This is a genomic window from Phycicoccus sonneratiae (assembly GCF_016887965.1).
GTDB lineage: Bacteria > Actinomycetota > Actinomycetes > Actinomycetales > Dermatophilaceae > Phycicoccus > Phycicoccus sonneratiae.
This window is the reverse complement of sequence record NZ_JAFDVD010000020.1, coordinates 12,094-32,470: the sequence shown is the minus strand read 5'-3', so window position 1 is coordinate 32,470 and position 20,377 is coordinate 12,094. Positions and strand designations below refer to the sequence as shown.

The 20,377-nt window shown below is 74.2% G+C and carries 23 protein-coding genes; 9 read left to right on the top strand and 14 right to left on the bottom strand.

The genetic code is table 11. The annotated features are described in order from the left end of the window. The first annotated feature begins 130 nt into the window (after window positions 1–130). The gene (locus JQN70_RS16365) at window positions 131–358 is read left to right on the top strand and encodes an RNA-binding S4 domain-containing protein (protein ID WP_204132447.1); all 228 of its coding nucleotides are present in this window, start codon (window positions 131–133) and stop codon (window positions 356–358) included. A 75-nt stretch (window positions 359–433) separates the two neighbouring features. Here the strand turns inward: JQN70_RS16365 and JQN70_RS16360 are convergent, their stop codons facing one another. From JQN70_RS16360 to groES, 6 genes are all read right to left on the bottom strand, one after another. Next, window positions 434–1,141 (bottom strand): aspartate/glutamate racemase family protein, encoded by a 708-nt coding sequence (locus tag JQN70_RS16360; RefSeq protein ID WP_204132446.1) that lies wholly within the window; start codon window positions 1,139–1,141, stop codon window positions 434–436. A 22-nt stretch (window positions 1,142–1,163) separates the two neighbouring features. Beyond that, on the bottom strand, window positions 1,164–2,573 hold the full coding sequence (locus JQN70_RS16355; protein WP_204132445.1) for an FtsX-like permease family protein: 1,410 nt from the start codon (window positions 2,571–2,573) through the stop codon (window positions 1,164–1,166). Further along, window positions 2,570–3,298, bottom strand: a complete 729-nt coding sequence (locus JQN70_RS16350) for an ABC transporter ATP-binding protein (RefSeq protein WP_204132444.1) — start codon at window positions 3,296–3,298, stop codon at window positions 2,570–2,572. The genes JQN70_RS16355 and JQN70_RS16350 overlap by 4 nt, the downstream gene beginning before the upstream one ends. After that, the gene (locus JQN70_RS16345; RefSeq protein WP_204132443.1) at window positions 3,295–3,828 is read right to left on the bottom strand and encodes a PadR family transcriptional regulator; all 534 of its coding nucleotides are present in this window, start codon (window positions 3,826–3,828) and stop codon (window positions 3,295–3,297) included. Before JQN70_RS16345 ends, JQN70_RS16350 begins: the two co-directional genes overlap by 4 nt. 183 nt (window positions 3,829–4,011) lie before the next feature. After that, on the bottom strand, window positions 4,012–5,631 hold the full coding sequence (groL, locus tag JQN70_RS16340; protein WP_204132442.1) for a chaperonin GroEL: 1,620 nt from the start codon (window positions 5,629–5,631) through the stop codon (window positions 4,012–4,014). A gap of 141 nt (window positions 5,632–5,772) precedes the next feature. Next, window positions 5,773–6,066, bottom strand: coding sequence for a co-chaperone GroES (groES, locus tag JQN70_RS16335; RefSeq protein WP_055810586.1), 294 nt, complete (start codon window positions 6,064–6,066; stop codon window positions 5,773–5,775). 247 nt (window positions 6,067–6,313) lie between these two features. On the opposite strand from groES, the gene JQN70_RS16330 reads away from it, so the two are divergent. Continuing rightward, entirely contained in the window at window positions 6,314–7,576 is a 1,263-nt protein-coding gene (locus JQN70_RS16330; protein WP_204132441.1) for a class I SAM-dependent methyltransferase, read from the top strand. Between the two features lie 15 nt (window positions 7,577–7,591). Here the strand turns inward: JQN70_RS16330 and JQN70_RS16325 are convergent, their stop codons facing one another. Genes JQN70_RS16325 through JQN70_RS16315 form a run of 3 tightly spaced genes read right to left on the bottom strand, consistent with a single transcriptional unit; the run spans window position 7,592 to window position 11,439 of the window. Further along, a complete protein-coding gene (locus JQN70_RS16325) occupies window positions 7,592–9,577 on the bottom strand; it encodes an acyl-CoA dehydrogenase family protein (RefSeq protein ID WP_204132440.1) in 1,986 nt (661 codons plus the stop codon). Window positions 9,578–9,634: 57 nt separating this feature from the next. Beyond that, window positions 9,635–10,471 (bottom strand): ribokinase, encoded by an 837-nt coding sequence (locus JQN70_RS16320; protein WP_204132517.1) that lies wholly within the window; start codon window positions 10,469–10,471, stop codon window positions 9,635–9,637. Beyond that, complete coding sequence (locus tag JQN70_RS16315; RefSeq protein ID WP_307836037.1) at window positions 10,465–11,439, bottom strand: nucleoside hydrolase; 975 nt, start codon at window positions 11,437–11,439, stop codon at window positions 10,465–10,467. The genes JQN70_RS16320 and JQN70_RS16315 overlap by 7 nt, the downstream gene beginning before the upstream one ends. A 112-nt stretch (window positions 11,440–11,551) precedes the next feature. Here JQN70_RS16315 and JQN70_RS16310 point away from each other — a divergent pair, with 112 nt between their 5' ends. Further along, window positions 11,552–13,204: a serine/threonine-protein kinase gene (locus tag JQN70_RS16310; RefSeq protein ID WP_204132438.1), complete on the top strand. Its 1,653-nt coding sequence runs from the start codon at window positions 11,552–11,554 to the stop codon at window positions 13,202–13,204. A 235-nt stretch (window positions 13,205–13,439) separates the two neighbouring features. Here the strand turns inward: JQN70_RS16310 and JQN70_RS16305 are convergent, their stop codons facing one another. From JQN70_RS16305 to JQN70_RS16290, 4 genes are all read right to left on the bottom strand, one after another. Then, window positions 13,440–13,787, bottom strand: a complete 348-nt coding sequence (locus JQN70_RS16305) for a type II toxin-antitoxin system PemK/MazF family toxin (protein ID WP_204132437.1) — start codon at window positions 13,785–13,787, stop codon at window positions 13,440–13,442. Next, a complete protein-coding gene (locus JQN70_RS16300; protein ID WP_204132436.1) occupies window positions 13,774–14,004 on the bottom strand; it encodes a ribbon-helix-helix domain-containing protein in 231 nt (76 codons plus the stop codon). The genes JQN70_RS16305 and JQN70_RS16300 overlap by 14 nt, the downstream gene beginning before the upstream one ends. A 168-nt stretch (window positions 14,005–14,172) precedes the next feature. Continuing rightward, window positions 14,173–14,697, bottom strand: a complete 525-nt coding sequence (locus JQN70_RS16295) for a GNAT family N-acetyltransferase (RefSeq protein WP_204132435.1) — start codon at window positions 14,695–14,697, stop codon at window positions 14,173–14,175. A 74-nt stretch (window positions 14,698–14,771) separates the two neighbouring features. Beyond that, window positions 14,772–15,068: a putative quinol monooxygenase gene (locus JQN70_RS16290; RefSeq protein WP_204132434.1), complete on the bottom strand. Its 297-nt coding sequence runs from the start codon at window positions 15,066–15,068 to the stop codon at window positions 14,772–14,774. Window positions 15,069–15,566: 498 nt separating this feature from the next. Between JQN70_RS16290 and JQN70_RS16285 the strand changes: the two genes are divergently transcribed. After that, window positions 15,567–16,607 carry a DNA polymerase III subunit beta family protein gene (locus JQN70_RS16285; RefSeq protein WP_204132433.1) on the top strand — a complete coding sequence of 347 codons (1,041 nt, stop codon included), beginning with the start codon at window positions 15,567–15,569 and terminating at the stop codon, window positions 16,605–16,607. A 194-nt stretch (window positions 16,608–16,801) separates the two neighbouring features. On the opposite strand, the gene JQN70_RS16280 is transcribed toward JQN70_RS16285, so the two are convergent. Further along, entirely contained in the window at window positions 16,802–17,248 is a 447-nt protein-coding gene (locus JQN70_RS16280; protein ID WP_204132432.1) for a MarR family winged helix-turn-helix transcriptional regulator, read from the bottom strand. Between the two features lie 62 nt (window positions 17,249–17,310). Here JQN70_RS16280 and JQN70_RS16275 point away from each other — a divergent pair, with 62 nt between their 5' ends. The 5 genes from JQN70_RS16275 to JQN70_RS16255 are packed head-to-tail and all read left to right on the top strand — an operon-like array spanning window position 17,311 to window position 20,375. Next, window positions 17,311–17,679 (top strand): VOC family protein, encoded by a 369-nt coding sequence (locus JQN70_RS16275; protein WP_204132431.1) that lies wholly within the window; start codon window positions 17,311–17,313, stop codon window positions 17,677–17,679. Window positions 17,680–17,733: 54 nt separating this feature from the next. After that, complete coding sequence (locus JQN70_RS16270; RefSeq protein WP_204132430.1) at window positions 17,734–18,183, top strand: VOC family protein; 450 nt, start codon at window positions 17,734–17,736, stop codon at window positions 18,181–18,183. Continuing rightward, the gene (locus JQN70_RS16265; protein ID WP_204132429.1) at window positions 18,180–18,767 is read left to right on the top strand and encodes a dihydrofolate reductase family protein; all 588 of its coding nucleotides are present in this window, start codon (window positions 18,180–18,182) and stop codon (window positions 18,765–18,767) included. Before JQN70_RS16270 ends, JQN70_RS16265 begins: the two co-directional genes overlap by 4 nt. 28 nt (window positions 18,768–18,795) lie before the next feature. After that, the gene (gene arr / locus JQN70_RS21065; protein ID WP_307836036.1) at window positions 18,796–19,734 is read left to right on the top strand and encodes an NAD(+)--rifampin ADP-ribosyltransferase; all 939 of its coding nucleotides are present in this window, start codon (window positions 18,796–18,798) and stop codon (window positions 19,732–19,734) included. Beyond that, window positions 19,734–20,375 carry a class I SAM-dependent DNA methyltransferase gene (locus JQN70_RS16255; RefSeq protein ID WP_204132427.1) on the top strand — a complete coding sequence of 214 codons (642 nt, stop codon included), beginning with the start codon at window positions 19,734–19,736 and terminating at the stop codon, window positions 20,373–20,375. Before arr ends, JQN70_RS16255 begins: the two co-directional genes overlap by 1 nt. The last annotated feature ends 2 nt before the right edge of the window (window positions 20,376–20,377 follow it).

The window sequence follows — 20,377 nt, the reverse complement described above, 5'->3', positions numbered from 1 at the left end:
CACGGTCCGTCCGGCGGCCTACCGGCCGCAGGTGCCGGTCGTGGGGGCGAGAGCCCACGACCGGCCCTGCGGCTCCTTCGTGCCCGGGCCTGCCCGGTCCGCGGTCCGTCCGGCGGCGTAGCCTGACGCGGTGCCCGACGACGCCCTTGAGGTCCCCATCCGTGACGAGTCGATCCGGCTCGGCCAGCTGCTCAAGCTGAGCGGCCTGGTCGACGACGGCGCGAGCGCCCGGGAGGTCGTCGAGCGCGGGCTCGTCGCCGTCAACGGGGAGGTCGACACGCGGCGGGGGCGTCAGGTGCGGGTCGGTGACGTGGTGTCGCTCGACGGCGGCGGCAGCATCCGCGTCACCTCCGACTAGCGGACTTCCCGACGTCTTGCCCGGAACCCACCTCGGAGGGCCCGGATCCGGGCGTTCTGGGTGGGTCGTGGGCAATCAGTCGGGGTCCGAGGGGTCGGCGCAGAGCCAGTCGACGCCGGCCGCCACGTGCAGCGCGGTCGTGTCGAGGAGGGGCACGTCGGCGTCGCCGTCGGTGAGCAGCAGGCCGATCTCGGTGCAGCCGAGGACGACCGCGTCCGCCCCGTCGGCGACGAGCCGCCGGACGACCTCGAGGTAGGCGTCGCGCGAGCGGTCGCGCACGACGTCGTGGACGAGCTCGTCGTAGATGACGCGGTGGACGAGGTCGCGGTCGGCGTCGCCGGGGACGACGACATCCAGCCCGCGAGCCCGCAGCCGCTCGACGTAGAAGTCGTGCTCCATCGTGAAGTGGGTCGCGAGCAGCCCGACGCGTCGGTGCCCGCCCGCCAGCAGGGCGTCGGCCGTGGGGTCCGCGATGTGCAGCAGCGGGATGCCCGCCGCGGCCTCGACGGCGCCGGCGACCTTGTGCATCGTGTTCGTCGCAAGGAGCAGCGCCTCCGCTCCCCCGGCGGCCAGGCCCCGGGCGGCGTCGCCGAGGAGGCGCGCCGTGGCGTCCCAGTCGCCGTCGTGCTGCGCCTGCGCGACCGGCGCGAAGTCGACCGAGTGCAGCAGCAGCCGGGCCGAGTGCAGACCCCCGAGCCGGGCGGCGACGCCCGCGTTGAGCCCCCGGTAGTAGGACTCCGTGGAGGTCCAGCTCATCCCGCCGAGCACGCCGAGCAGCCGCATGCCGCCCACCCTACGGCCGGGCTCAGGCGGGGACGCGGGCCTCCGAGACGTCGGTGCTCGCCGGCAGGGCCAGCGTCGCGAGGCCGGCGGCCACGACCGCCGCGAGGCACACGACCCCGGCGAAGCCGAGCACGGTCCCGGCGGGGAACGGGCCGTACGGGTCCGCGACCGAGACGAGGTAGGTCTTCGCGGCGAGCGCCCCGACGAGGGTCGTGACGACCACGGCCGGGACGACGGGGAGCACCGCCTCGACGACGACCGCCCGCGCGACGACGGCGCGAGGCACCCCTGCCGCCACGGCCGTCGCGAGGCTGCGGCGCCGCTCGACGACTCCCTCGACCTCGGCGACGAGCAGCCCGAGCGCGCTGGCCGCCGTCGCGAGGCCGAGCGCGACGAGCACGAGGGTGTAGGTCTGCGCGAAGAAGCCGCCGTAGTCGCCCTGCTGCTCGCTCATCGCGAGCGCCTCGGAGCGCAGCACGAGCGCCCCGCCGCCGACGAGGCAGCCGAGGAGGAGGGTGAGGCGCGAGGCGCCTCGCCGCTGCTGGGCGGCCATCCGGCGGCCGGCGAGCAGGAGGTCGGCGCGCCCCGCCGCCACGGCGAGCCGCGCGCCGACGACGACGGCGAGCTCGGCCGCCAGCCCCGCGGCACCCAACGAGAACGCGACGACGGCGACCAGGAGCAGCACCGAGAAGAGGAGGGTGGTCAAGGACGTCCCGGAGACGACCCGGGGCGCAGAGGCGGCGACGAGCAGGCCGAGCACGGCGAGCGCGGCCGAGCGGAGGGTCCGCCGGCTGCCGGCGTGCGTCACCTCCCCCGCCCCGTCCCGACGGGCGGCGCCGACCGACGCCGCCCAGGTGACGAGCAGCGGCAGCAGCAGGAGCCCGGGCACGACGACCCACCAGGTCGGCACCCGGTCGGTCGGGAGCAGGAGGGCGTCGTCCATCCACCGGGTGCCGACCGGGATGGGGTCGACGTCGCGGTACACCTGCACCGGACCCCCGACCGCGCCCACGACCAGCGCGAGCAGGCCGTAGAGCGGGATGCCGACCAGCACCCCTGCGGCAGAGGCGATCCCGGCCTCCAGCGCGACGAGGCGCCGCAGCTCGGCCGGCGTCGCCCCCAGCCGCGCGAGGTCGGCCAGGCGCCGCTCGCGGGCCGGCGCCCCGATCCGCGAGCACTGGGCGGCGAAGGCGAGGAACGGCAGGCAGAGCAGCGCGAGCGCGAGCACCGTGCCCCCCTTGAGCCCGGACTCGGTCCAGAGGACGGCGTTGGAGTAGACCGTCGTGCTGTGCAGATCGTCCGGGGCGACCACCGCGCCGGCGAGGATGACGAACACGGCGGCGACCGCCACCGAGGCGACGGTGAGGACGATGCGCAGCCGGTCGGACCGACCGCCGCGGAAGGCCAGCCAGGTGGCGCCGGACCAGGTCATCGCCCGCTCCCGGCCTCGACGACCCGCCCGTCGCGCAGCCGGACCTCGCGGTCGCAGTAGGCGGCGACGGTGGCGTCGTGGGTGACGACGACGAGGGTCGTCCCGCGCTCGCGCACCGCCCCGAGCAGCGTCGCCATGACCCGCTCGCCGGAGACGCTGTCGAGGGAGCCGGTCGGTTCGTCGGCGAGGACGACGTCCGGGGCGGTGACGAGGGCGCGGGCGATGGCCACCCGCTGCGACTGCCCGCCGGACATGTCGACCGGTCGCCGGTCGGCGACGTCGCCGACGCGCAGCTCGTCGAGGACCGCCCGGGCGGCCTCGAGGGCCTCCCGCCGGGACCGGCGCAGGAGCAGCAGCGGCAGGGCGACGTTCTCGACGGCGGTGAGGTCGGGGATCAGCTGGCCGTACTGGAAGACGATGCCGAACCGGGTGCGGCGCAACCGGGCCCGGGCGGCCTCGCCCTGCGTCGAGAGCGGCGTGCCGTCGAGGTCGACCCGCCCCGACGTCGGCGCGAGCACCCCGGCCAGGGCCAGCAGGAGGGTGGACTTTCCCGAGCCCGACGCCCCGGTGACGGCCAGCCGCTCCCCCGCCCGCAGCTCGAGGGCGACGCCGTCGACGGCCCGGGTCGCTCCCTGGTCGACGACGAGGTCGTGCGCGGCGAGCCGCGGGACGCCGTCGGTCCACGGCTCGGCGGTCGCGGCGGCGGGCTGGTCGAGCGGGGTCATCGGAGCTCCTCGGTGAGGTCGACGACGCGCAGCGCGGCGGCCTCGAGCCACCGCACGTCCGCGTCGAGGTGGGCGATGGCGTGGTCGGTGGCGAGCAGCTCGCCGACCGAGAGACCGGGGCGGGTCTTGTGGGCCGTCAGCTCGCGCATCCGGTCGACGACGGCGACGCGCTGGCGGTCGAGGAGGTCGCGGGCGGCGTCGGGTCCGACGGCGAGCATCGCGACGGTGGCGCGGGTGGCGAGCGGGTGGGCGACGAGCCGCTCAGGGGCCTCGGGGGTCGAGGTCCAGCGCGCCAGCTCCTCGCGACCCTCGGGCGTCACCTCGTAGACCGTCCGGTCCGGGCCGCCCTCGCGCTCGACGGCGACGGCGCGCACCCAGCCGCGCCCCTCGGCCCGGGCCAGCGCCGCGTACACCTGGCCCGCGGCGATGGGGCGCGCCGACGGGAAGGCGGCGTCGTGCGCCTTCTTGAGGTCGTAGCCGTGCTGCTGCCCCCTCGACAGCAGCCCCAGCAGGACGTGACTCGTCGTCATGGCTCCACTATTCACTGTGTGACTAGTTGAGTCAAGAGGTACTTCTGGCGAGTTCAGCCGCTCCGACCGGCCGGGGGTGGCGTGTCGAGCGGTCGAACTCGCAAGAAGTGGCAGGCGACACGCGACGCCGCCCGGCCCCTTCCGGGGCCGGGCGGCGTGCGTGGTGCGAGGGAGGGAGCAGCCTCAGTGGCCGTGCCCGTGGCCGTGGCCACCGGCGGCGGCCGGCTCCTCCTCCTCCTTCTTCTCGACGACGAGGGTGTCGGTGGTCAGCACCATCGAGGCGATGGACGCCGCGTTGCGCAGCGCCGAGCGGGTGACCTTGACCGGGTCGATGACGCCGGCCTTGACGAGGTCCTCGTACTCGCCCGTGGCGGCGTTGAGGCCCTGGCCCGCGGAGAGCTCGGAGACCTTGGCGACCGCGACGTAGCCCTGGAGGCCGGCGTTCTCGGCGATCCAGCGCAGCGGCTCGGCCGAGGCCTTGCGGACGATGTTCGCGCCGACCGCCTCGTCACCCTCGAGGGCGAGGGTGTCGAGGGCCGCGACGGCCTGGATGAGGGCCGAGCCGCCACCGGCGACGATGCCCTCCTCGATGGCCGCGCGGGTCGCCGAGATGGCGTCCTCGATGCGGTGCTTCTTCTCCTTGAGCTCGACCTCGGTGTGCGCGCCGACCTTGATGACGCAGACGCCGCCGGCGAGCTTGGCGAGGCGCTCCTGGAGCTTCTCGCGGTCCCAGTCGGAGTCGGTGCGCTCGATCTCCTGCTTGATCTGCGCGACGCGGCCCTCGACGTCGGCGGCCTCGCCGGAGCCGTCGATGATCGTCGTGTTGTCCTTGGTGACGACGACGCGACGGGCCTGGCCGAGGGTCTCGAGCCCGACCTGGTCGAGCTTGAGGCCGACCTCCTCGGCGACGACCTGGCCGCCGGTGAGGGTCGCGATGTCCTGGAGCATCGCCTTGCGGCGGTCACCGAAGCCGGGCGCCTTGACGGCGACGACGGTGAAGGTGCCGCGCATCTTGTTGACGACGAGCGTCGAGAGCGCCTCGCCGTCGACGTCCTCGGCGATGACGAGGAGCGGCTTGCCGGACTGGACGACCTTCTCGAGCACCGGGAGGACGTCGGCGATCGCCGAGATCTTGCCCTGGTTGACGAGGACGTAGGCGTCCTCGAGGACGGCCTCCATCCGCTCGGGGTCGGAGACGAAGTACGGGGAGATGTAGCCCTTGTCGAACTGCATGCCCTCGGTGAACTCGAGCTCGGTGGAGGCGGTCGAGGACTCCTCGACGGTGATGACGCCGTCCTTGCCGACCTTGTCGAACGCGTCGGCGATGATGCCGCCGATCTCCTGGTCCTGCGCCGAGAGCGAGGCGACCTGGGCGATCTCGTCCTTGGACTCGATCTCGCGGGCGGTCTCGAGCAGGCGGGCCGAGACGGCCTCGACGGCCTGGTCCATGCCGCGCTTGAGGCCGGACGGGGCGGCGCCCGCGGCGACGTTGCGCAGGCCCTCCTTGACCATGGCCTGGGCGAGGACGGTGGCGGTGGTGGTGCCGTCGCCGGCGACGTCGTTGGTCTTGGTCGCGACCTCCTTGGCGAGCTGGGCGCCGAGGTTCTCGTAGGCGTCCTCGAGCTCGACCTCACGGGCGATGGTCACGCCGTCGTTCGTGATGGTCGGGGCGCCCCACTTCTTGTCGATGACGACGTTGCGGCCCTTGGGGCCGAGCGTCACCTTGACGGCGTTCGCGAGGGCGTCGACGCCCCGCTCGAGCGCCTTTCGGGCGGAGTCGTTGAACTCCAGTTCCTTGGCCATTGCTGTCCTTCTCGGTGGAGGGTGCCGGGGCGACGAGACGCCCGCCGGCGGTGGGTGCTGTGCGTCAGGAGAACCGGACGCGCCCCGGTGGCACCCGGTCGGGTGCACACCGGGGCGCGGTCACGGCAGAGGGTGCGTGCGTCAGCCGACGACGGCGAGCACGTCACGGGCGGAGAGGATGAGGTACTCCTCGCCGCCGTGCTTGATCTCGGTGCCGCCGTACTTGCTGTAGATGACGCGGTCGCCGACGTTGACGTCGAGCGGGACGCGGTTGCCCTTGTCGTCGATGCGACCCGGGCCGACCGCCAGGACCTCGCCCTCCTGGGGCTTCTCCTTGGCGGTGTCCGGGATGACGAGCCCGGACGCGGTGGTCTGCTCGGCCTCGAGGCTCTTGATGACGATGCGGTCCTCGAGCGGCTTGATGGAAACCGACACGGTGTGCTCCTCCCCTGTGGGATGAGTCGAAGTGGACGGGGACTGCGCGGGCCGGACCGTGTCACGCCGTCGCGGGGGTCGATCCCCGGACCGGGCTGCGCTGGCACTCGCCGGTGACGAGTGCCAATAGGGCAAATCTAGGACGCCGTTAGCACTCGGTCAACTCGAGTGCCAGCGGGCGGGCGTCGGCCCCGGGTCGTCGGGGTTCGCGCCGGACGGTCGGGTCCGGATGGCAGGATGTCCGGCCGTGGACGTCGGCACCGTACGAGCGCTCGGGTCGCCCGACGGCAAGGCCCTCCTCCGCTCCCTGCCGCCCTACGACGAGGCGGCGGTGTTCGGGCTCCGGGACCGGCTGCGCCGTGAGGGCCACTCGGCCGACTTCGTCGCGGCCGTGCTCACCCAGCAGCGGCTGCGCGCGCGCGCCGAGGCGAAGTTCGGCGAGTTCGCCGCCGACCTGCTCTACACCGCCGACGGCCTCGAGCAGGCCTCCCGCCTGGAGGTGGCCGCCACCCACGCGGGGCGCTTCTACAACGCCTCGCTCGCCACCGTGCACGACCTCGGCTGCGGCATCGGGTCGGACGCCGTCGCGATGTCGGCCCTCGGGGTCACCGTGCAGGGCGTCGACATCGACCCCGTCACGGCGGCCGTCGCCGACACCAACCTGCGGCCCTGGCCCGACTCGCGCGCCCGCGAGGGGTATGCGGAGGAGTTCGAGCCACCGCGCGACCCGCTGCGGGCCCGCGTCGGCGTCTGGCTCGACCCCGCGCGCCGCGTGCCCGGCAAGACCGGCCGGCACGGGCGCATCAAGCGGGTCTTCCGGCTCGACGAGATCCGCCCGACCTGGGACTTCGTCCTCCAGGTCGCGACCTCGGTGCCGGCCACTGGCGCGAAGCTGTCGCCGTCGATGCCGCACGACGCGATCCCGCTCGGCACCGAGGCGCAGTGGACCTCGTACGCCGGCGACGTGCTCGAGTGCGCCGTCTGGTGGGGTCCGCTCGCGCAGCAGCCCGGCCGCAGCGCCCGCATCCTCGCCCCCGGCCGCTCCCCCGTCGAGGTCGACCAGACGATGGCCGAGCCCGACCCGCCCGTCGCCGAGGGGTCGGGCTCGATCGGGGCGTGGCTCTACGAGCCGGACCGGGCGGTCACCCAGGCCGGCCTGCTCGGGGCGGTCACGGCGGCGACGCTCGGGGTCGAGGTCGACCGGGGGCTCGGGTACGTCCTGTCCGAGGCCGAGGTCGACATCCCGTTCGCCCGCCGCTACGCCGTCCGCGAGTCGATGCCGTTCACCGTGAAGACCCTGCGGTCCTGGCTGGTGCAGCACGGCGTCACCGGCCTCACCGTCAAGAAGCGCGGCGTGCGCCTCGACGAGGACGAGCTGCGCCGCCAGCTGAAGATCGGGCGCAAGGCCGGCGACGGCGCGCAGGCCACGGTCATCCTCACCCGCGTCGCCGGCCAGCAGACGGCCATCGTCGTCGACCCCGCGCCGGTCGACGCCCCCGCGAGCAGCTGACGCGAGCCGACCCCGTCAGGGGCCGACGAGGTCGCGCGCGCCGAGGACCTCGGACGGGATGCCGAACGCCTCGACCAGCTCGAGCGCGACCGGCCGCAGCCGGCGCAGCAGGGCCGACACCTCGCGGGTGATGGCCTTCGAGCGCGGCGCCGACAGCCGTCCGTGCTCGAGGAACCAGCCGCGGTCGGCCTCGATGGTGGCCAGCGCGTGGAGGTCGCAGAGCGCGGCGAGGACGTCGCGGCTCGGCGACGGCGGCTCGGCCCGCACCCGCTCGACGAAGGCCTCGAGGACCAGGCGCTCGACGTGCGAGCGGGCGGCGGCGATGACGTGGTCCTGCACCGCGCTGAACACCTCGCCGGCCGGTGTCCCCGCACCCACGCCGGCCTTGAGCCGGCGCGCGACCCCGGCGATCTGGTGCTCCTCGCGGAACCGGAGCATCGCCAGCTGGTAGTCGGGGTCGAGGATGCCGGCCTCGGTGTCCCAGGAGTCGCGGCCGCCGGGGAGCACGTCGCGGATCCGCTCGAGCAGCTGGTGGGCGGCGGTGCGCTCGACGAGGGTGTCGACGGCCAGCCCCGTGACGAAGCGGACCATCCCGAACTGGTCGAGGTCCTCGAAGTCGGACGAGTAGTCGGTGAGCAGGCCCTTGGCGACGAGCTGGAGCAGCACGTGGTTGTCGCCCTCGAACGTCGTGAAGACGTCGGTGTCGGCCTTGAGCGCGGCGAACCGGTTGGCGGCGAGGTAGCCGGCGCCGCCGCACGCCTCGCGGCACTCCTGGATGGCCTCGCTGGCGTGCCACGTGGTCAGCGCCTTGGTGCCGGCCGCCCGCGACTCCAGCGCGCGCCGGGCCCGGTCGTCGGCCTCGGGGGTGTCGTGCGAGAACACCTCGTGCAGCCGGCGGGCGACCTCCTGCTGCGCGCAGCTCAGCGCGTAGGTGCGGGCCAGCAGCGGCAGGAGACGCCGCTGGTGCATCCCGTAGTCGAGGAGCAGGGTCTCCTCCGAGCCCGCCCCGGCCTCGAACTGCCTGCGCCGCAACGCATACCGGACGGCGATCTCCTGCGCGACCTTCGAGGCCGCGACCGCGCCGCCGCCGACGCTCACCCGGCCCTGGACGAGCGTGCCGAGCATCGTGAAGAACCGGCGGTTGGGGTTCTCGATGCTCGAGCGGTAGGTGCCGTCGGGGTCGATGGTCGCGAACCGGTCGAGGAGGTTCTCGCGCGGCACGCGCACGTCGTCGAACCAGAGTCGGCCGTTGTCGACGCCCTCGAGCCCGAGCTTGGCGCCGCAGTCCTCGACCCGCACGCCCGGCAGCACCTCGCCGTCGCGCCGGATGGGGACGAGCACGGCGTGCACCCCGTGGCCCTCACCGCCGACCTCGAGCTGGGCGAAGACGACGGCCAGCTCGCCGTCCTCGGCGGCGTTGCCGATGTAGTCCTTGCGCGAGGCGTCGTCGGGGGTCCGGATGACGAGCTCGTCGGTGTCGGGGTCGTAGGTGGCGGTCGTGCCGAGGGCCTGGACGTTGCTGCCGTGGCCGGTCTCGGTCATCGCGAAGCAGCCGAGGAGGCGGCCGGTGAGGACGTCCGGCAGGTAGCGCTCGTGGTGGCGGCGGGTGCCGAGCTGGAGCACCGCCCCGCCGAACAGCCCGAACTGCACGCCCGACTTCACGAGGACCGAGAGGTCCCCGTACGCGAGGGTCTCGAACGAGGCGATGGACGCGCCGATGTCGCCACCCCCGCCGTACTCGCGCGGGAAGCCGTGTGCCGCACGGCCGCTCGAGCCGATCTCGACGACGAGGTCGCGCACGCGGCGGCGCAGCTCGGCACGGGGCAGGTCGAGCCGCTCGTCGAGGAGGGCGGCGTGCTCGACGAGGGCGTCGCGGACCTCGTCGCGCACGGCGGCATGCGGGCCGTCGAGGAAGGCGCGCAGGACGGCCGGGTCGGCGGCGAGGGGTGCCGGCGCGCGGCGGGTGGGGTCGTCGGTGCGGACGGCGTCGGTGGCGGCCATGTCGTCACGATGACACGACGGGCACGCCCTCCGGGGCCTCAGGGGTCAGGAAGTTACTCACAGGTAGGGATCGGGCTGGGCGCCCTCCCGGCGCACGGCGGCGGCCCCGGCGGCCAGCGCGGCGTCCATCGCCTCCTCGCGGTCGGCGCCGCGGGCGAGGGCGGCAGCGAGCGCCCCGCAGAACGCGTCGCCCGCGCCGGTCGTGTCTGCGACCTCGTCGGCCGCGACCGCGTGCGCCGGCACCGAGACGCCGTCCCACGAGGCGCCGTTGGGGCCGAAGGTCACGAGGAGGGAGGCGGGCTGGGCGCCGGCCTCGGCGAGCGCGGCCATCTCGAGCTCGTTGGCGACGACGGGGTCGGCGAGCGCGACGACGTCCGGGGGCAGGGAGGCCCACGGGGCGACGTTGAGGACGACCCGCGCCCCGCGGCCGGCGGCTCGTCGGGCCGCGGTGCAGACGACCGCGAACGGCACCTCGAGCTGGAGGACGAGGACGTCGCCCGGGCCGAGCGCGTCGACGGCGGCGACCTCGCGCTCGTCGAGGGCGTGGTTGGCGCCGGGGACGACGACGATCGAGTTCTCGCCGTCGTCGGAGACCTGGATGAGCGCGTGCCCGGTCTCGAGGCCGTCGACGACGCGGACGGCCGTGACGTCGACGCCCAGGCGCTCCAGGCGCGCCCGGTAGGCCCGGCCGCCGTCGTCGTCGCCGACGCAGCCGGCCATCGCGACGTCGGCGCCGGCCTCCACTGCGGCCACGGCCTGGTTGGCGCCCTTGCCACCGGCGAGTCGGCGCAGCCCCTCCCCCAGCACCGTCTCGCCGGGGCGCGGATGGCGCTCGACGCGCGTCACGAGGTCGACGTTGAGCGACCCGAGGACGAGGACCCGCCCGCTCACCAGTCCTCACCGCCGACCGTGCGCAGCCAGACGTCGGCGAGCCAGGGCCCGTTGACCTCGAGGGCGACGTCGACGCTCGCGGGCGCCGGTCCGTGGGGGTCGTGGGCCATGTCACCGCTCCAGTCCCGGGTGTCGACGATGGTCCGGCCGCGGGTCCACGTGCCGGAGAGCTCGACCCGCACGGGCCGGCGCTCGGTGCGCACGGCGTCGGGGGCGAGGAGGGTGGCCACCGCTCCGGCGTCACCGATGGTCGCACCGTCGCTGGCGAAGCGCCGGTGGTGGAAGGAGATGAGCGCCGCGGCGAGCTGGGCGGCGGCGGTGTCGATGCCGCGCAGCCGGGCGACGTGGGCGTCGGTGACCTTGGGCTCGTAGAAGACGTCGAGGCCGTACATCGTCACCGGCACCTCGTGCACGGCGCAGGCGTCGAGGACGACGGCGGCGGCCTCGGGGTCGTGGAAGACGTTGAACTCGGCTGCGGCGGTGGCGTTGCTGACGTTCGCGCCGCCGCCCATGAAGACGACGCGGCCGAGGCGCCGGAAGGCGTGCGGGTGCAGCCGGGCGAGGAGGGCGATGTTGGTCATCGGTGCGAGGGGCACGAGCGTGAGCGGCCGGCCCTCGTCCGCGGAGGCCTCGATGGTGTCGCGCAGCAGGTCGACGGCGATGCGCTCGTCGGGGCGCATCGCCGGGCTCGGCAGGCCGAGGTCGGCCATCCCGTCCGAGCCGTGCACGTGGCGGGCGTCGACGGGGTCCTCGAGGAGGGGTCGCGCGGCCCCGATGCCGACGGGGACCTCGGTGCGCCCGACCATCTCGAGCACGGTGAGGGTGTTGCGGACGACGTCGACGAGCGGGGCGTTGCCGCCGACGCAGGTGACGGCCCGCAGATCGAGCCCCGGGTGGAGCGCGGCGAGCAGCAGGGCACAGGCGTCGTCGACGCCCGTGTCGACGTCGAGGACGACCGGGATTCCCTGCACGGGGACGATCATGGCCGATCGGGCGGGCTCGGCGTCAGGGCCATACCATGACGGCGAGTCGCAGCGGACGCGGAAGGGGATCGGTGGAGAGCAGCCTGTCGGGGGGTGCACGGTGAGCACCGACGACGCCTGGCGTCCCCCGGAGCCCTCGGCCGCGCCCACCGCCGGCCCCGAGCTGCTGCCCGGGTACGACGGCGCGGTCGAGGTCGCCCGCGGCGCCGACAGCGTCGTGTACCGCGCCCGGCAGAAGGCGCTCGGGCGCGACGTCGCCGTCAAGGTCCTCCAGGTCGACGACCCCGCGACGGCGGCCCGCTTCGCGCGCGAGCTCGAGCTGACCGTTCGGCTCGGCCGGCTCCACCCGCACATCGTCACGGTCCTCGACACCGGCACGACCGCGGACGGCCGGCCGGCCATCGTCATGGAGTACCTCGAGCGAGGGTCGTTGCAGGACACCCTCCGTGCCACCGGTCCGCTGCCCGCGGCCGACGTCGTGCGGGTCGGGAAGGTCATCGCGGATGCCCTGGCCTTCGCGCACGGGCAGGGCGTGCTGCACCGCGACGTCAAGCCGCAGAACATCCTCGTACTGCCGACGTCGTGGGTGCTCGCCGACTTCGGCATCGCCCGGCTCGCCGACTCGGGGGCGACGGCGTCGGTCGAGCAGTTCTCGTACCGGCACGCGGCGCCGCAGGTGCTCGACGGTCTGCCGCCCACCGCGGCCGACGACGTGTGGTCGCTGGGGTCGACGCTCTTCACGCTGCTCGACGGGCGTCCGCCGTTCGCCTCCGACGACCCGGCCGACGACACCGCGCTGGCCTACCTGCGCCGGGTGCGCACCGAGGCTCCGCGGGTGCTGGCGCGGGGTGACCTGCCGCCCGGGCTGGCCGATGTCATCGGGCGGTGCCTCGCGAAGGACCCGGCTCTGCGCATCGCGACCGCCGAGGAGCTGCTCCACGAGCTGTCCCGCGTCGAGGGTGCGTCGAGCGGATGGGCCCCCACGGCTGGCTCTTCGGTGACCACGCCGGTCGAGGCCCCCGAGCCGGTGACGAACGACCGGTCGGCACTCACACCGCTTGTGCCAGAACCCACTTCGGTGCCCGTTCCGGTCGACGAGCCCGTGACGCCGTCCGTCCCGCCGGGCCCGCCGCCGGAGGCTGTTGCGGCACCCGCCCCGGCGGTCTCTGCCTTGGCCCACACCGCTGCTGAGCCCCGCGACGCCGAGCCGACCGGTGCCGTACCGGCTCCGCCCGCGGACGACCCGTCGACGGTGGTCGCCCCGGCGGCTCCGTCGCGGCGCGGGATGCTCGGCACCCCCGGCCGACGGGTCGCGCTCGGCCTCGTCGCCGGCGCCGCCATCGGCATCACCCTTGTCCTCGTCACCGACGGGAACGGCACGCCGGCCGCGCAGCCGTCACGCACCCCGACGGCGAACACGGTGCCGACGGCCAGCCTCGACCCGAGCATCTCCGCGACGCCGGTCCCGCCGGTGCAGGAGCCGGCGCTGCGGCCGGTCATCGTCGACGCCCGGGCCGGCGGCACGAGCGTGGCGCTCGAGTGGACCGACCCGTCGCAGGGGAAGGTGACCTTCTTCGTCACCCAGGTCGGGCTGCCCGAGCCGAAGGTCGTCGCGCAGTTCCCGCCAGGCACGACCAAGGGCGTCGTCGAGGGCGTCGATCCGTCGGCGACGCAGGTCTGCTACGTCGTCGGCGCCTTCGACGGCTCCGCCGCCGCCACCAGCGCCCAGCGCTGCCTCGACCCCTCCCCCTGACCGACGGCCCCCCATTTCACGTCGCGCAGATAGGGCTCCCGCTCAATGGCGTCGGATTGATGGGAGGATCGACCGGGTCATGAGGCGGTCGATCCTCCCATCGGGTGTCCGAAGGCAGTGGCAGCGATCCGCAACGCGACGAGGCGGGGTCCCGACCACCGTTGACCGTGCCGTTGTCGCACCGGACGAGGATGCCCCTCTCCGCTGCCCGAGGGGCGACGTGGCCGGGGCGCGGTCAGAGCTGGAGGTGCAGTCGAAGCGCGTCGTCCAGCTTCTCCATGAGCGGGATCGGGACGAGCCCCAGGGGTTGCCCGAGGCGCTCGACGGAGACGGAGCGGACCTGCTCGGCCTGCGCCTTGGAGTCCACCCGCAGCCCCGTCTCCTCGGCGGGCAGGGCGACCTGGAACGGGTAGACGGTGGCCAGGTTGCTGGTCACGGGCACGACCGTGACGACGCCGCGACCGAGACGGGCGGCGGTGGCGTTGGCGCGGTTGTTGCTGACCACCACGGCGGGCCGGCGCTTGTTCGCCTCACCGTGGCGGGCCGGGTCGAGGTCGACCAGTCGGATCTCACCGCGCAGCATCGGTGAGCCCGTCCGCCGTGGTCTCCTCCCATGTGGCGGCGTCGCCGGAGGCCTCCCACTCGTCCCAGGCGGCGGCATAGGCGTCGTCGAGCTCCGGCTGGCTCAGGAGTCGGATCGCACGCTGGATGGCCGCGGAGCGGCTGGTGATTCCGGCGGCTCGGGCGTAGCGGTCCAGAGCGACGACGTCCTCGTCGGGGAGGCTGATGCTGAGTTTCACACCCTCATCCTACTCGGGTAGTACCGCAATACCGTCCGAGAGGACAGGCGTCCGCGATACGCGGCACTCCGCCGCGAGTCGACCGAGCCGAGCCGCCAGGCAGGTTGGCTCCGGCCCCGGTGGCCGGGGGTCGGAGTTGCCATCCACCGACGTCAGCCGGTGGATGCCCTACGACAGGACCCTGTTGGTGTAGGCCCAGTCCAGGCCGTCTTCGCCGTGTTCGTCCAACGCGATGTCGCGACGGAGCCCGACCTTCACGGCGACGTTCTGGCTCGCCAGGTTCCCGGGCCGTACGCGCGCCAGGATCACCTCGGCCGGCATCTGTTCCGTGACTCTGGACACGACGCCCGCGACGGCCTCGGTGGCGAGCCCCCGCCCCCAAGCGTCGGGCGCCAGACGGTAGACGAGGTTCAGGACCGGCCGGTCCCGCACGGTCATGCGCTTCACCCCGACGTAGCCGATGATGCGGTCCTCGCCAAGGAGCCGTGCGTACCAGTAGCCGAAGCCGTGCTCGTCCCAATGGCGGATCCACCGGCCGACGAGCTCAGCGGCCCCACCCTCGTCACTCAGCAGCTCCGAGGGGTTGTGCTCAACGGTTCGCGCATCCCCGAGGATCGCAAGCACCCCGGGTGCGTCGGTCGTGAGGGGCCGGTCCAGCCGCACACGCTCCGTCTGCGGCTCGGCGACACCCATGTGCTCATACTCGCAGCCAAGGACCTGCCCACTCCGCCGCCAAGGGGCGACGGTCCAGCCGAGCGGGCGGATCGCTACTTGACCGCGAGCACGTCGATCGGTGAGATCACGGCATCCTCGGCCAGCAGATCTGAGGCGACATCCTGGAGTGCCGCCGGGATCTGGCCGTTCACGTGGGCCTGGCGAGCGTCTTCGCTCTCGAAGGTGTCGAAGATCCCGTACGTCGTGTCGTCGAGTCGAAACGCGTACCAGGTGACGGTGCCGTCCTCCTGAGCTGCCAGCCCTCGGCCCTTCCTCAAGAACTCTCCCAGCTCATCCCCCTTGCCGGGCTTGGCCTTCAACGTCGCCAACAGTCCTCGGTCGACAGCCATGACTGGTCCTCTCATCGGGATACCCCGTAACCGGCAGAGCGATGTCGGATGTGGCATCGCGGCTCGGCGGTACTTTGACCGTACGCCCTCGGTGACACTCACGAGACCCTCCCGAGCGTGCGCGTCCATGCCACGACCGAGTCGAGCCCCGGGACGCTGATCAAACGACGTGCCCTCGCTCGCTGGACCGAAGGCCTCCAGGACCTGGGGCGTCACCGGGACCGCATCGCGACGCGCGCCAGGGGCACCACGGCATCGACTACCAGAGCGCTGCCACCACCGAGCCGAGGCGCACCCCTGCGTCCTCCGCAGAATGGGACCTCGCGCCCTGCGTCTCTTCGCCGCCTGACGGGGCTGTTCCACACCGACTGTCGGGTCTAGCGTTCGCGTGGTCCGGATGTGCCGTGGATGTCGCGGACGGCGACAGGCCTGTCGGGCGACGCTGTGATGATGGCCGGGCTTGACCCTCGAGCAGGTCGAGACGGAAGGGTCCGGGACATGGAGAACGAGCTGCTGGGGATCGGTCGGCTGTCCGCACTGAGCGGCCTGCCCGTCAGTGCCCTGCGCTTCTACGACACCGCCGGCGTGCTGCCGCCCGTGGTGGTCGACCCGTCGTCCGGGTACCGCTACTACCTCCCGAGCCAGGTCCGCCCGGCTCGGGTGGTGGCGCACCTGCGACGGGTCGGGCTGCCGCTGGACGACATCCGGGCCGTGCTGGCCGCGCCACACGAGGCGCCGTCCATCCTGGCCGCCCACGTCGGGCGTCTGGAAGCCGGGCTGGCCGATGCCCGCAGGGAGATCTCCGCCGTCCATCACCTGCTCGAGACCACGGAGACCCCCATGCACCGATGCACCCTGCCCGCCGCCGACCTCGTCCGCGCCCTGCACGAGGTCCGGCACGCCGTCAGCGACGACCCCGCCGAGCCCCGCCTGAACGGGGTCTACCTCGACAGCGAGGACGGCCTGCTCCGCGTCGTCGCCACCGACCGGTACCGGCTCAGCACGACCACCGTCCCCACGGACGGCGACCCGGGCCTGCACCTGCTGCTCCCCACCGAGGCCGTCGACGCGCTGACCGAGGGCCGGCACACCGGCACCCTCGACGTCGTCATCGACCGCGGCACCATCACCCTGACCGGCGCGGGCGGCACCGTCCGGGCCGAGGTGTCCGACGTCGACTTCCCGGCCTACCGCAGCCTCCTCGAGGTCGGCCAACAGCCGGTGCCCGTCGACGCCGCCGCCCTGCGCGCCGCCCTCGACGCCGGCGGCACCGAGACCCAGACCCGCGAGCGCGACGGCGTGACCTTCGACGTCAGCCGCCTCGGCCTCGGCGCCGACGGCGTGCACGTCGGCCCGTCCGACGACCCCGAGGTGCTCGTCGTCGGCGTGAACCGCGACTTCCTCCTCCAGGCGCTCGGATCCAGCGGCCAGCTGACCCTCGCGATCGACGACCCCATCTCGCCCCTGGCCATCCGGGACCCGGCACGGCAGGACGCGCTCTCGATCCTCATGCCGGTCCGGCTCGACCAGCCGGCCTGAGCGTCCCGGAGCGGTCGGCCGCGTCACCACGGCCGACCGCTCCGGTCGTCGGCGCCCCCCGTCCGGTGGTGACGGTGAGGGTGTGCCGTCCGGCGTGCGTCCGGACGGTGACCTCGGTGCCGCGGTTGGTCCGGCGCACCGTGTAGTCGTGGACGACGCGTCCGTCGAGGCCGTCCCTAGGCCCCGGTGTCGACTCAGTCGGCGCGGAGGGCGGTGACCATGCTGCGCAGGATGTCGAGGGCGGCCGTGCGCTCTGCGTTGGTGAGGCCGGAGAGCATCCGCACCTCGACCTCCCGGACCGCCTTCGACGCCCGGGCGAGTCGGCGCCGGCCGAGGGGCGTGAGCCGGGTGGGTAGCACCTTCCCGACCGGCGCCTCGGCGGGCCGGGTCACGAGCCCCTCCGCCTCCAGGGCCCGCAGCAGGACGTTCATCGACTGCCGCGTGACGAACGCACCGCGCGCGAGCTCCGAGTTGGACAGCCCCGGCCGCTGCGCCAGCAGCTCGAGGCAGGAGTAGCGCGTCACCGTCATCCCGAGCGGGGCGAGCACCTCCTCCATCGCCGACCGCAGGGCGCTCGAGGCTTCCTTGAGCAGGTAGCCGTGGGAGGTCTCGAGGTCGACGCCGACTCGGTCAGGGGCCATGTCAGTAGCCTGACATACCGTCATAGGTGTCAGAAGGACTGACACACAGTGAGGAGACCACCATGCCTGCCACCGGACCCGACTTCATCTCGCTCCAGGCCCGCGACCTCGACGCGTCGCAGGAGTTCTACGAGCGCTACCTCGGCCTCGTCCGCTCCCCCGAGGGGCCGCCGCACGCCGTCGTCTTCGCCACCACCCCGATCGCGTTCGCGCTGCGCGACGTGGTGCCCGGCACCGACCTCGACGCCGGCCCGCGACCCGGCCTCGGCGCCGCGATCTGGTTGCACGCCAACGACGTCCAGGACATCCACGACGCCCTCGTCGCCGACGGCCACACCATCGTCAGTGACCCCATCGACGGCCCCTTCGGCCGCACCTTCACCTTCGCCGACCCCGACGGCTACCACGTGACGCTCCACGACCGCGGCTGACACCGGGCGGGCCGGGACCGATGAGTTCGCGGCCCGCCACCGGTCGGTCCGTGCATGAAGGTCCTGTTCCCCGCCCTGCGCGTCGGCGCCCTCGAGCCGTCCGTCGACTTCTACGAGACGGTCGGCCTCGAGGTGGTCGGACGCGTCGAGACCGACGACACCCGGATGGCGATGCTCGCCGCCCCAGGCGCCGAGGAAGTGTGCCTCGAGCTCGTCGAGACCCCGGCCCGAGGACCCGTGCACCCGGGCGGCCTCGACCACCTCGCGGTGCAGGTCGACGACCTGCGCGCCACCCGGACCCGCCTGCTCGCGGCCGGCCTGCCCGTCGGCGAGCTCGAGACGCCCGGCGGCCCGGACGGCCCGCTCACCGCCACCGTGCCCGACCCGGACGGCCACCACCTCGAGCTCGTCGAGTGGCCGGCCGGCCACCCCGTCGCGATGACCCGCGCCGACTTCGCGCCCCCACCCGAGCGCACCACCGACCCCGAGGAGCCCACCGCATGAACGCCATCCGCCTCGACATGACGATGTCCCTCGACGGCTTCTGCGCCGGCCCGGACGACCGGCCCGGACAGGAGATGGGCAGGGGCGGCTTCCGCCTCTTCGACTGGCTCGACGACCGCGACGGGCCCGGACCGGACGGCGAGGTGTACGCCGAGAGCGTCGCGACCGGCGCGATCATCTCCGGGCGCCGCACCTTCGAGCTCGCCGGCCGCTGGGGCGGCGACCACCACGACGGCGTCCCCATCCTCGTGCTCACCCACCACGTCGACGAGGGCGACGTGCCCCCGGGGACCGCGCGCTTCGACACCGACGTCGCCGAGTGTGCGGCCGAGGCCCGCGAGGGCGCCGGCGACCGGGACGTGATGGTCCACGGTGCCGGGGCCGCCCGCGCCCTCATCCGCGCCGGCGAGCTCGACGAGGTCCAGGTGCACGTCGTGCCCGTGCTCCTCGGCGCCGGGCGCCGGCTCTTCGACGGCCTCGACGACCTCGCCGGCCCGGTCGAGCTCGAGCCGCCGCGCGTCGTGCAGGGGCGCGAGGTGACCCACCTGCGCTACCGCGTCCGCCGCGATGCCCATCCGGTGTGAGGCCCCGCGCCGTGCCAGACTCGAGCGGGTGGCCGACTTCGAGCTGACGGCGGACGAGCTGCGCGCGGTCGCCGGGTACGCCGCCGACTGCGCCGAGCAGGCCCTCGTCGTCTGGGACCGCACGCATCCCGACGACGACCGGCCGCGGGCGGCCATCGCCGCGGCCCGGGTGTTCGCCGAGGGGGCGCCGCGCTCGAACCTCCAGCGGCACACCGCGACCGACGCCCACCGCGCCGGACGGGAGGCCGCCACCGAGGCCGCCCGGCACGCGGCGACGGCTGCCGGTGACGCCGCCGCATCCGCCTACCTGCACCCGCTCGGCAACGCCACGCAGCTGCGGCACCTCCTCGGCGCGGCCGCGCACGCCGCACGGGCCGCCGAGCTGCACCGTGGCGACGACCCGGTGGTCGCCGAGTACGTGGTCGACGCCGCGGCACGGCGCGCCACCCCGGTAGTCCTCGACGTCCTGTCGCGCTACCCGCGGGCGCCGGAGGGGCGCACCCGGGTGGCGGCGCTCGTGCGGCGGCTCGACGTGCTGCTGCGCGACCCTCCCCCGCCGCGGCGGGTGGTCGACGACCCTGGCCCGTTCTTCCACGGCACCCGCGCCGACGTCCGGCCCGGCGACGTGCTGGCGCCGGGGTGGCGCTCGAACTACGGGACGGGCCGTCCCCTGAAGCACATCTACGTCACGGCCTCGGCGAACGGCGCACCCCTGGCGGCCGAGCTCGCCCGCGGCGACGGGCCGCCGCGCGTCTACCGGGTCGAGCCGCTCGGCGAGCTCGAGGACGACCCCAACGTCACCGACAAGCGCTTCCCCGGCAACCCGACCCGCTCGTACCGCACCACCGAGGGGGTCCGCGTCGTCGAGGAGGTCATGGACTGGGAACCACCGGACGCCGTTCTCGTGCAACGGATCCGCGACTCGTCCGGTGAGCTGGCCGAGCTCGGCATCGAGGCGATGGACTGATGCCCGACGACTGGCTCGACGAGGCCCGCGACTCCTACGACACAGACGCCGACGCGTACGCCGAGGTCGTCACCGGCCTCCTCGACGGCAACCCGGCCCTGCGCGCGGGCCTGGCCCTCTTCGCCGACTCGGTCGCCGACGCCGGCGGCGGGCCGGTGGCCGACGTCGGCTGCGGCCCGGGCTACGTCACCCGCCACCTGTGCGACCTCGGCATCGACGCGTTCGGCATCGACCTCTCACCCGGGATGGTCGCCCGCGCCCGGCAGGACCATCCCGACCTCGACTTCACCGTCGGGACGATGACCGGCCTCGCCCTCGCCGACGCCTCGCTCGGCGGCGTCCTCGCCTTCTGGTCGGTCATCCACGTGCCCGACGACGCCGTCCCCGGCGTCTTCGACGAGTTCGGCCGCGTCCTGCGCCCCGGCGCGCCGGTGCTCGTCGGCTTCCACGTCGGCGATGGCACCCGGCGGACGACCGAGGGCCACAGCGGCCGGTCCATCGGCGTCGACACCCACCGGCGCACACCCCGTCAGGTGTCGACGTGGTTGCGGGACAGCGGGTTCGAGATCGACGCCGAGCTGCTCCTGCGCCCGGACGACGACGTGCCCGGGGCCATCGTCTTCGCGCACCGGCCCGCCTGACC

What these genes read in the sequence shown, in the direction of transcription:
- JQN70_RS16265 (WP_204132429.1), top strand. Translation starts at nt 18,180, where the DNA reads ATGAACGCCATCCGCCTCGACATGACGATGTCCCTCGACGGCTTCTGC.
- JQN70_RS16295 (WP_204132435.1), bottom strand. Translation starts at nt 14,697, where the DNA reads ATGGGTGTCGCCGAGCCGCAGACGGAGCGTGTGCGGCTGGACCGGCCC.
- JQN70_RS16255 (WP_204132427.1), top strand. Translation starts at nt 19,734, where the DNA reads ATGCCCGACGACTGGCTCGACGAGGCCCGCGACTCCTACGACACAGAC.
- JQN70_RS16270 (WP_204132430.1), top strand. Translation starts at nt 17,734, where the DNA reads ATGAAGGTCCTGTTCCCCGCCCTGCGCGTCGGCGCCCTCGAGCCGTCC.
- JQN70_RS16305 (WP_204132437.1), bottom strand. Translation starts at nt 13,787, where the DNA reads ATGCTGCGCGGTGAGATCCGACTGGTCGACCTCGACCCGGCCCGCCAC.
- JQN70_RS16325 (WP_204132440.1), bottom strand. Translation starts at nt 9,577, where the DNA reads ATGGCCGCCACCGACGCCGTCCGCACCGACGACCCCACCCGCCGCGCG.
- JQN70_RS16290 (WP_204132434.1), bottom strand. Translation starts at nt 15,068, where the DNA reads ATGGCTGTCGACCGAGGACTGTTGGCGACGTTGAAGGCCAAGCCCGGC.
- JQN70_RS16345 (WP_204132443.1), bottom strand. Translation starts at nt 3,828, where the DNA reads ATGACGACGAGTCACGTCCTGCTGGGGCTGCTGTCGAGGGGGCAGCAG.
- JQN70_RS16280 (WP_204132432.1), bottom strand. Translation starts at nt 17,248, where the DNA reads ATGGCCCCTGACCGAGTCGGCGTCGACCTCGAGACCTCCCACGGCTAC.
- JQN70_RS16285 (WP_204132433.1), top strand. Translation starts at nt 15,567, where the DNA reads ATGGAGAACGAGCTGCTGGGGATCGGTCGGCTGTCCGCACTGAGCGGC.
- JQN70_RS16355 (WP_204132445.1), bottom strand. Translation starts at nt 2,573, where the DNA reads ATGACCTGGTCCGGCGCCACCTGGCTGGCCTTCCGCGGCGGTCGGTCC.
- JQN70_RS16360 (WP_204132446.1), bottom strand. Translation starts at nt 1,141, where the DNA reads ATGCGGCTGCTCGGCGTGCTCGGCGGGATGAGCTGGACCTCCACGGAG.
- JQN70_RS16350 (WP_204132444.1), bottom strand. Translation starts at nt 3,298, where the DNA reads ATGACCCCGCTCGACCAGCCCGCCGCCGCGACCGCCGAGCCGTGGACC.
- JQN70_RS16275 (WP_204132431.1), top strand. Translation starts at nt 17,311, where the DNA reads ATGCCTGCCACCGGACCCGACTTCATCTCGCTCCAGGCCCGCGACCTC.
- groL (WP_204132442.1), bottom strand. Translation starts at nt 5,631, where the DNA reads ATGGCCAAGGAACTGGAGTTCAACGACTCCGCCCGAAAGGCGCTCGAG.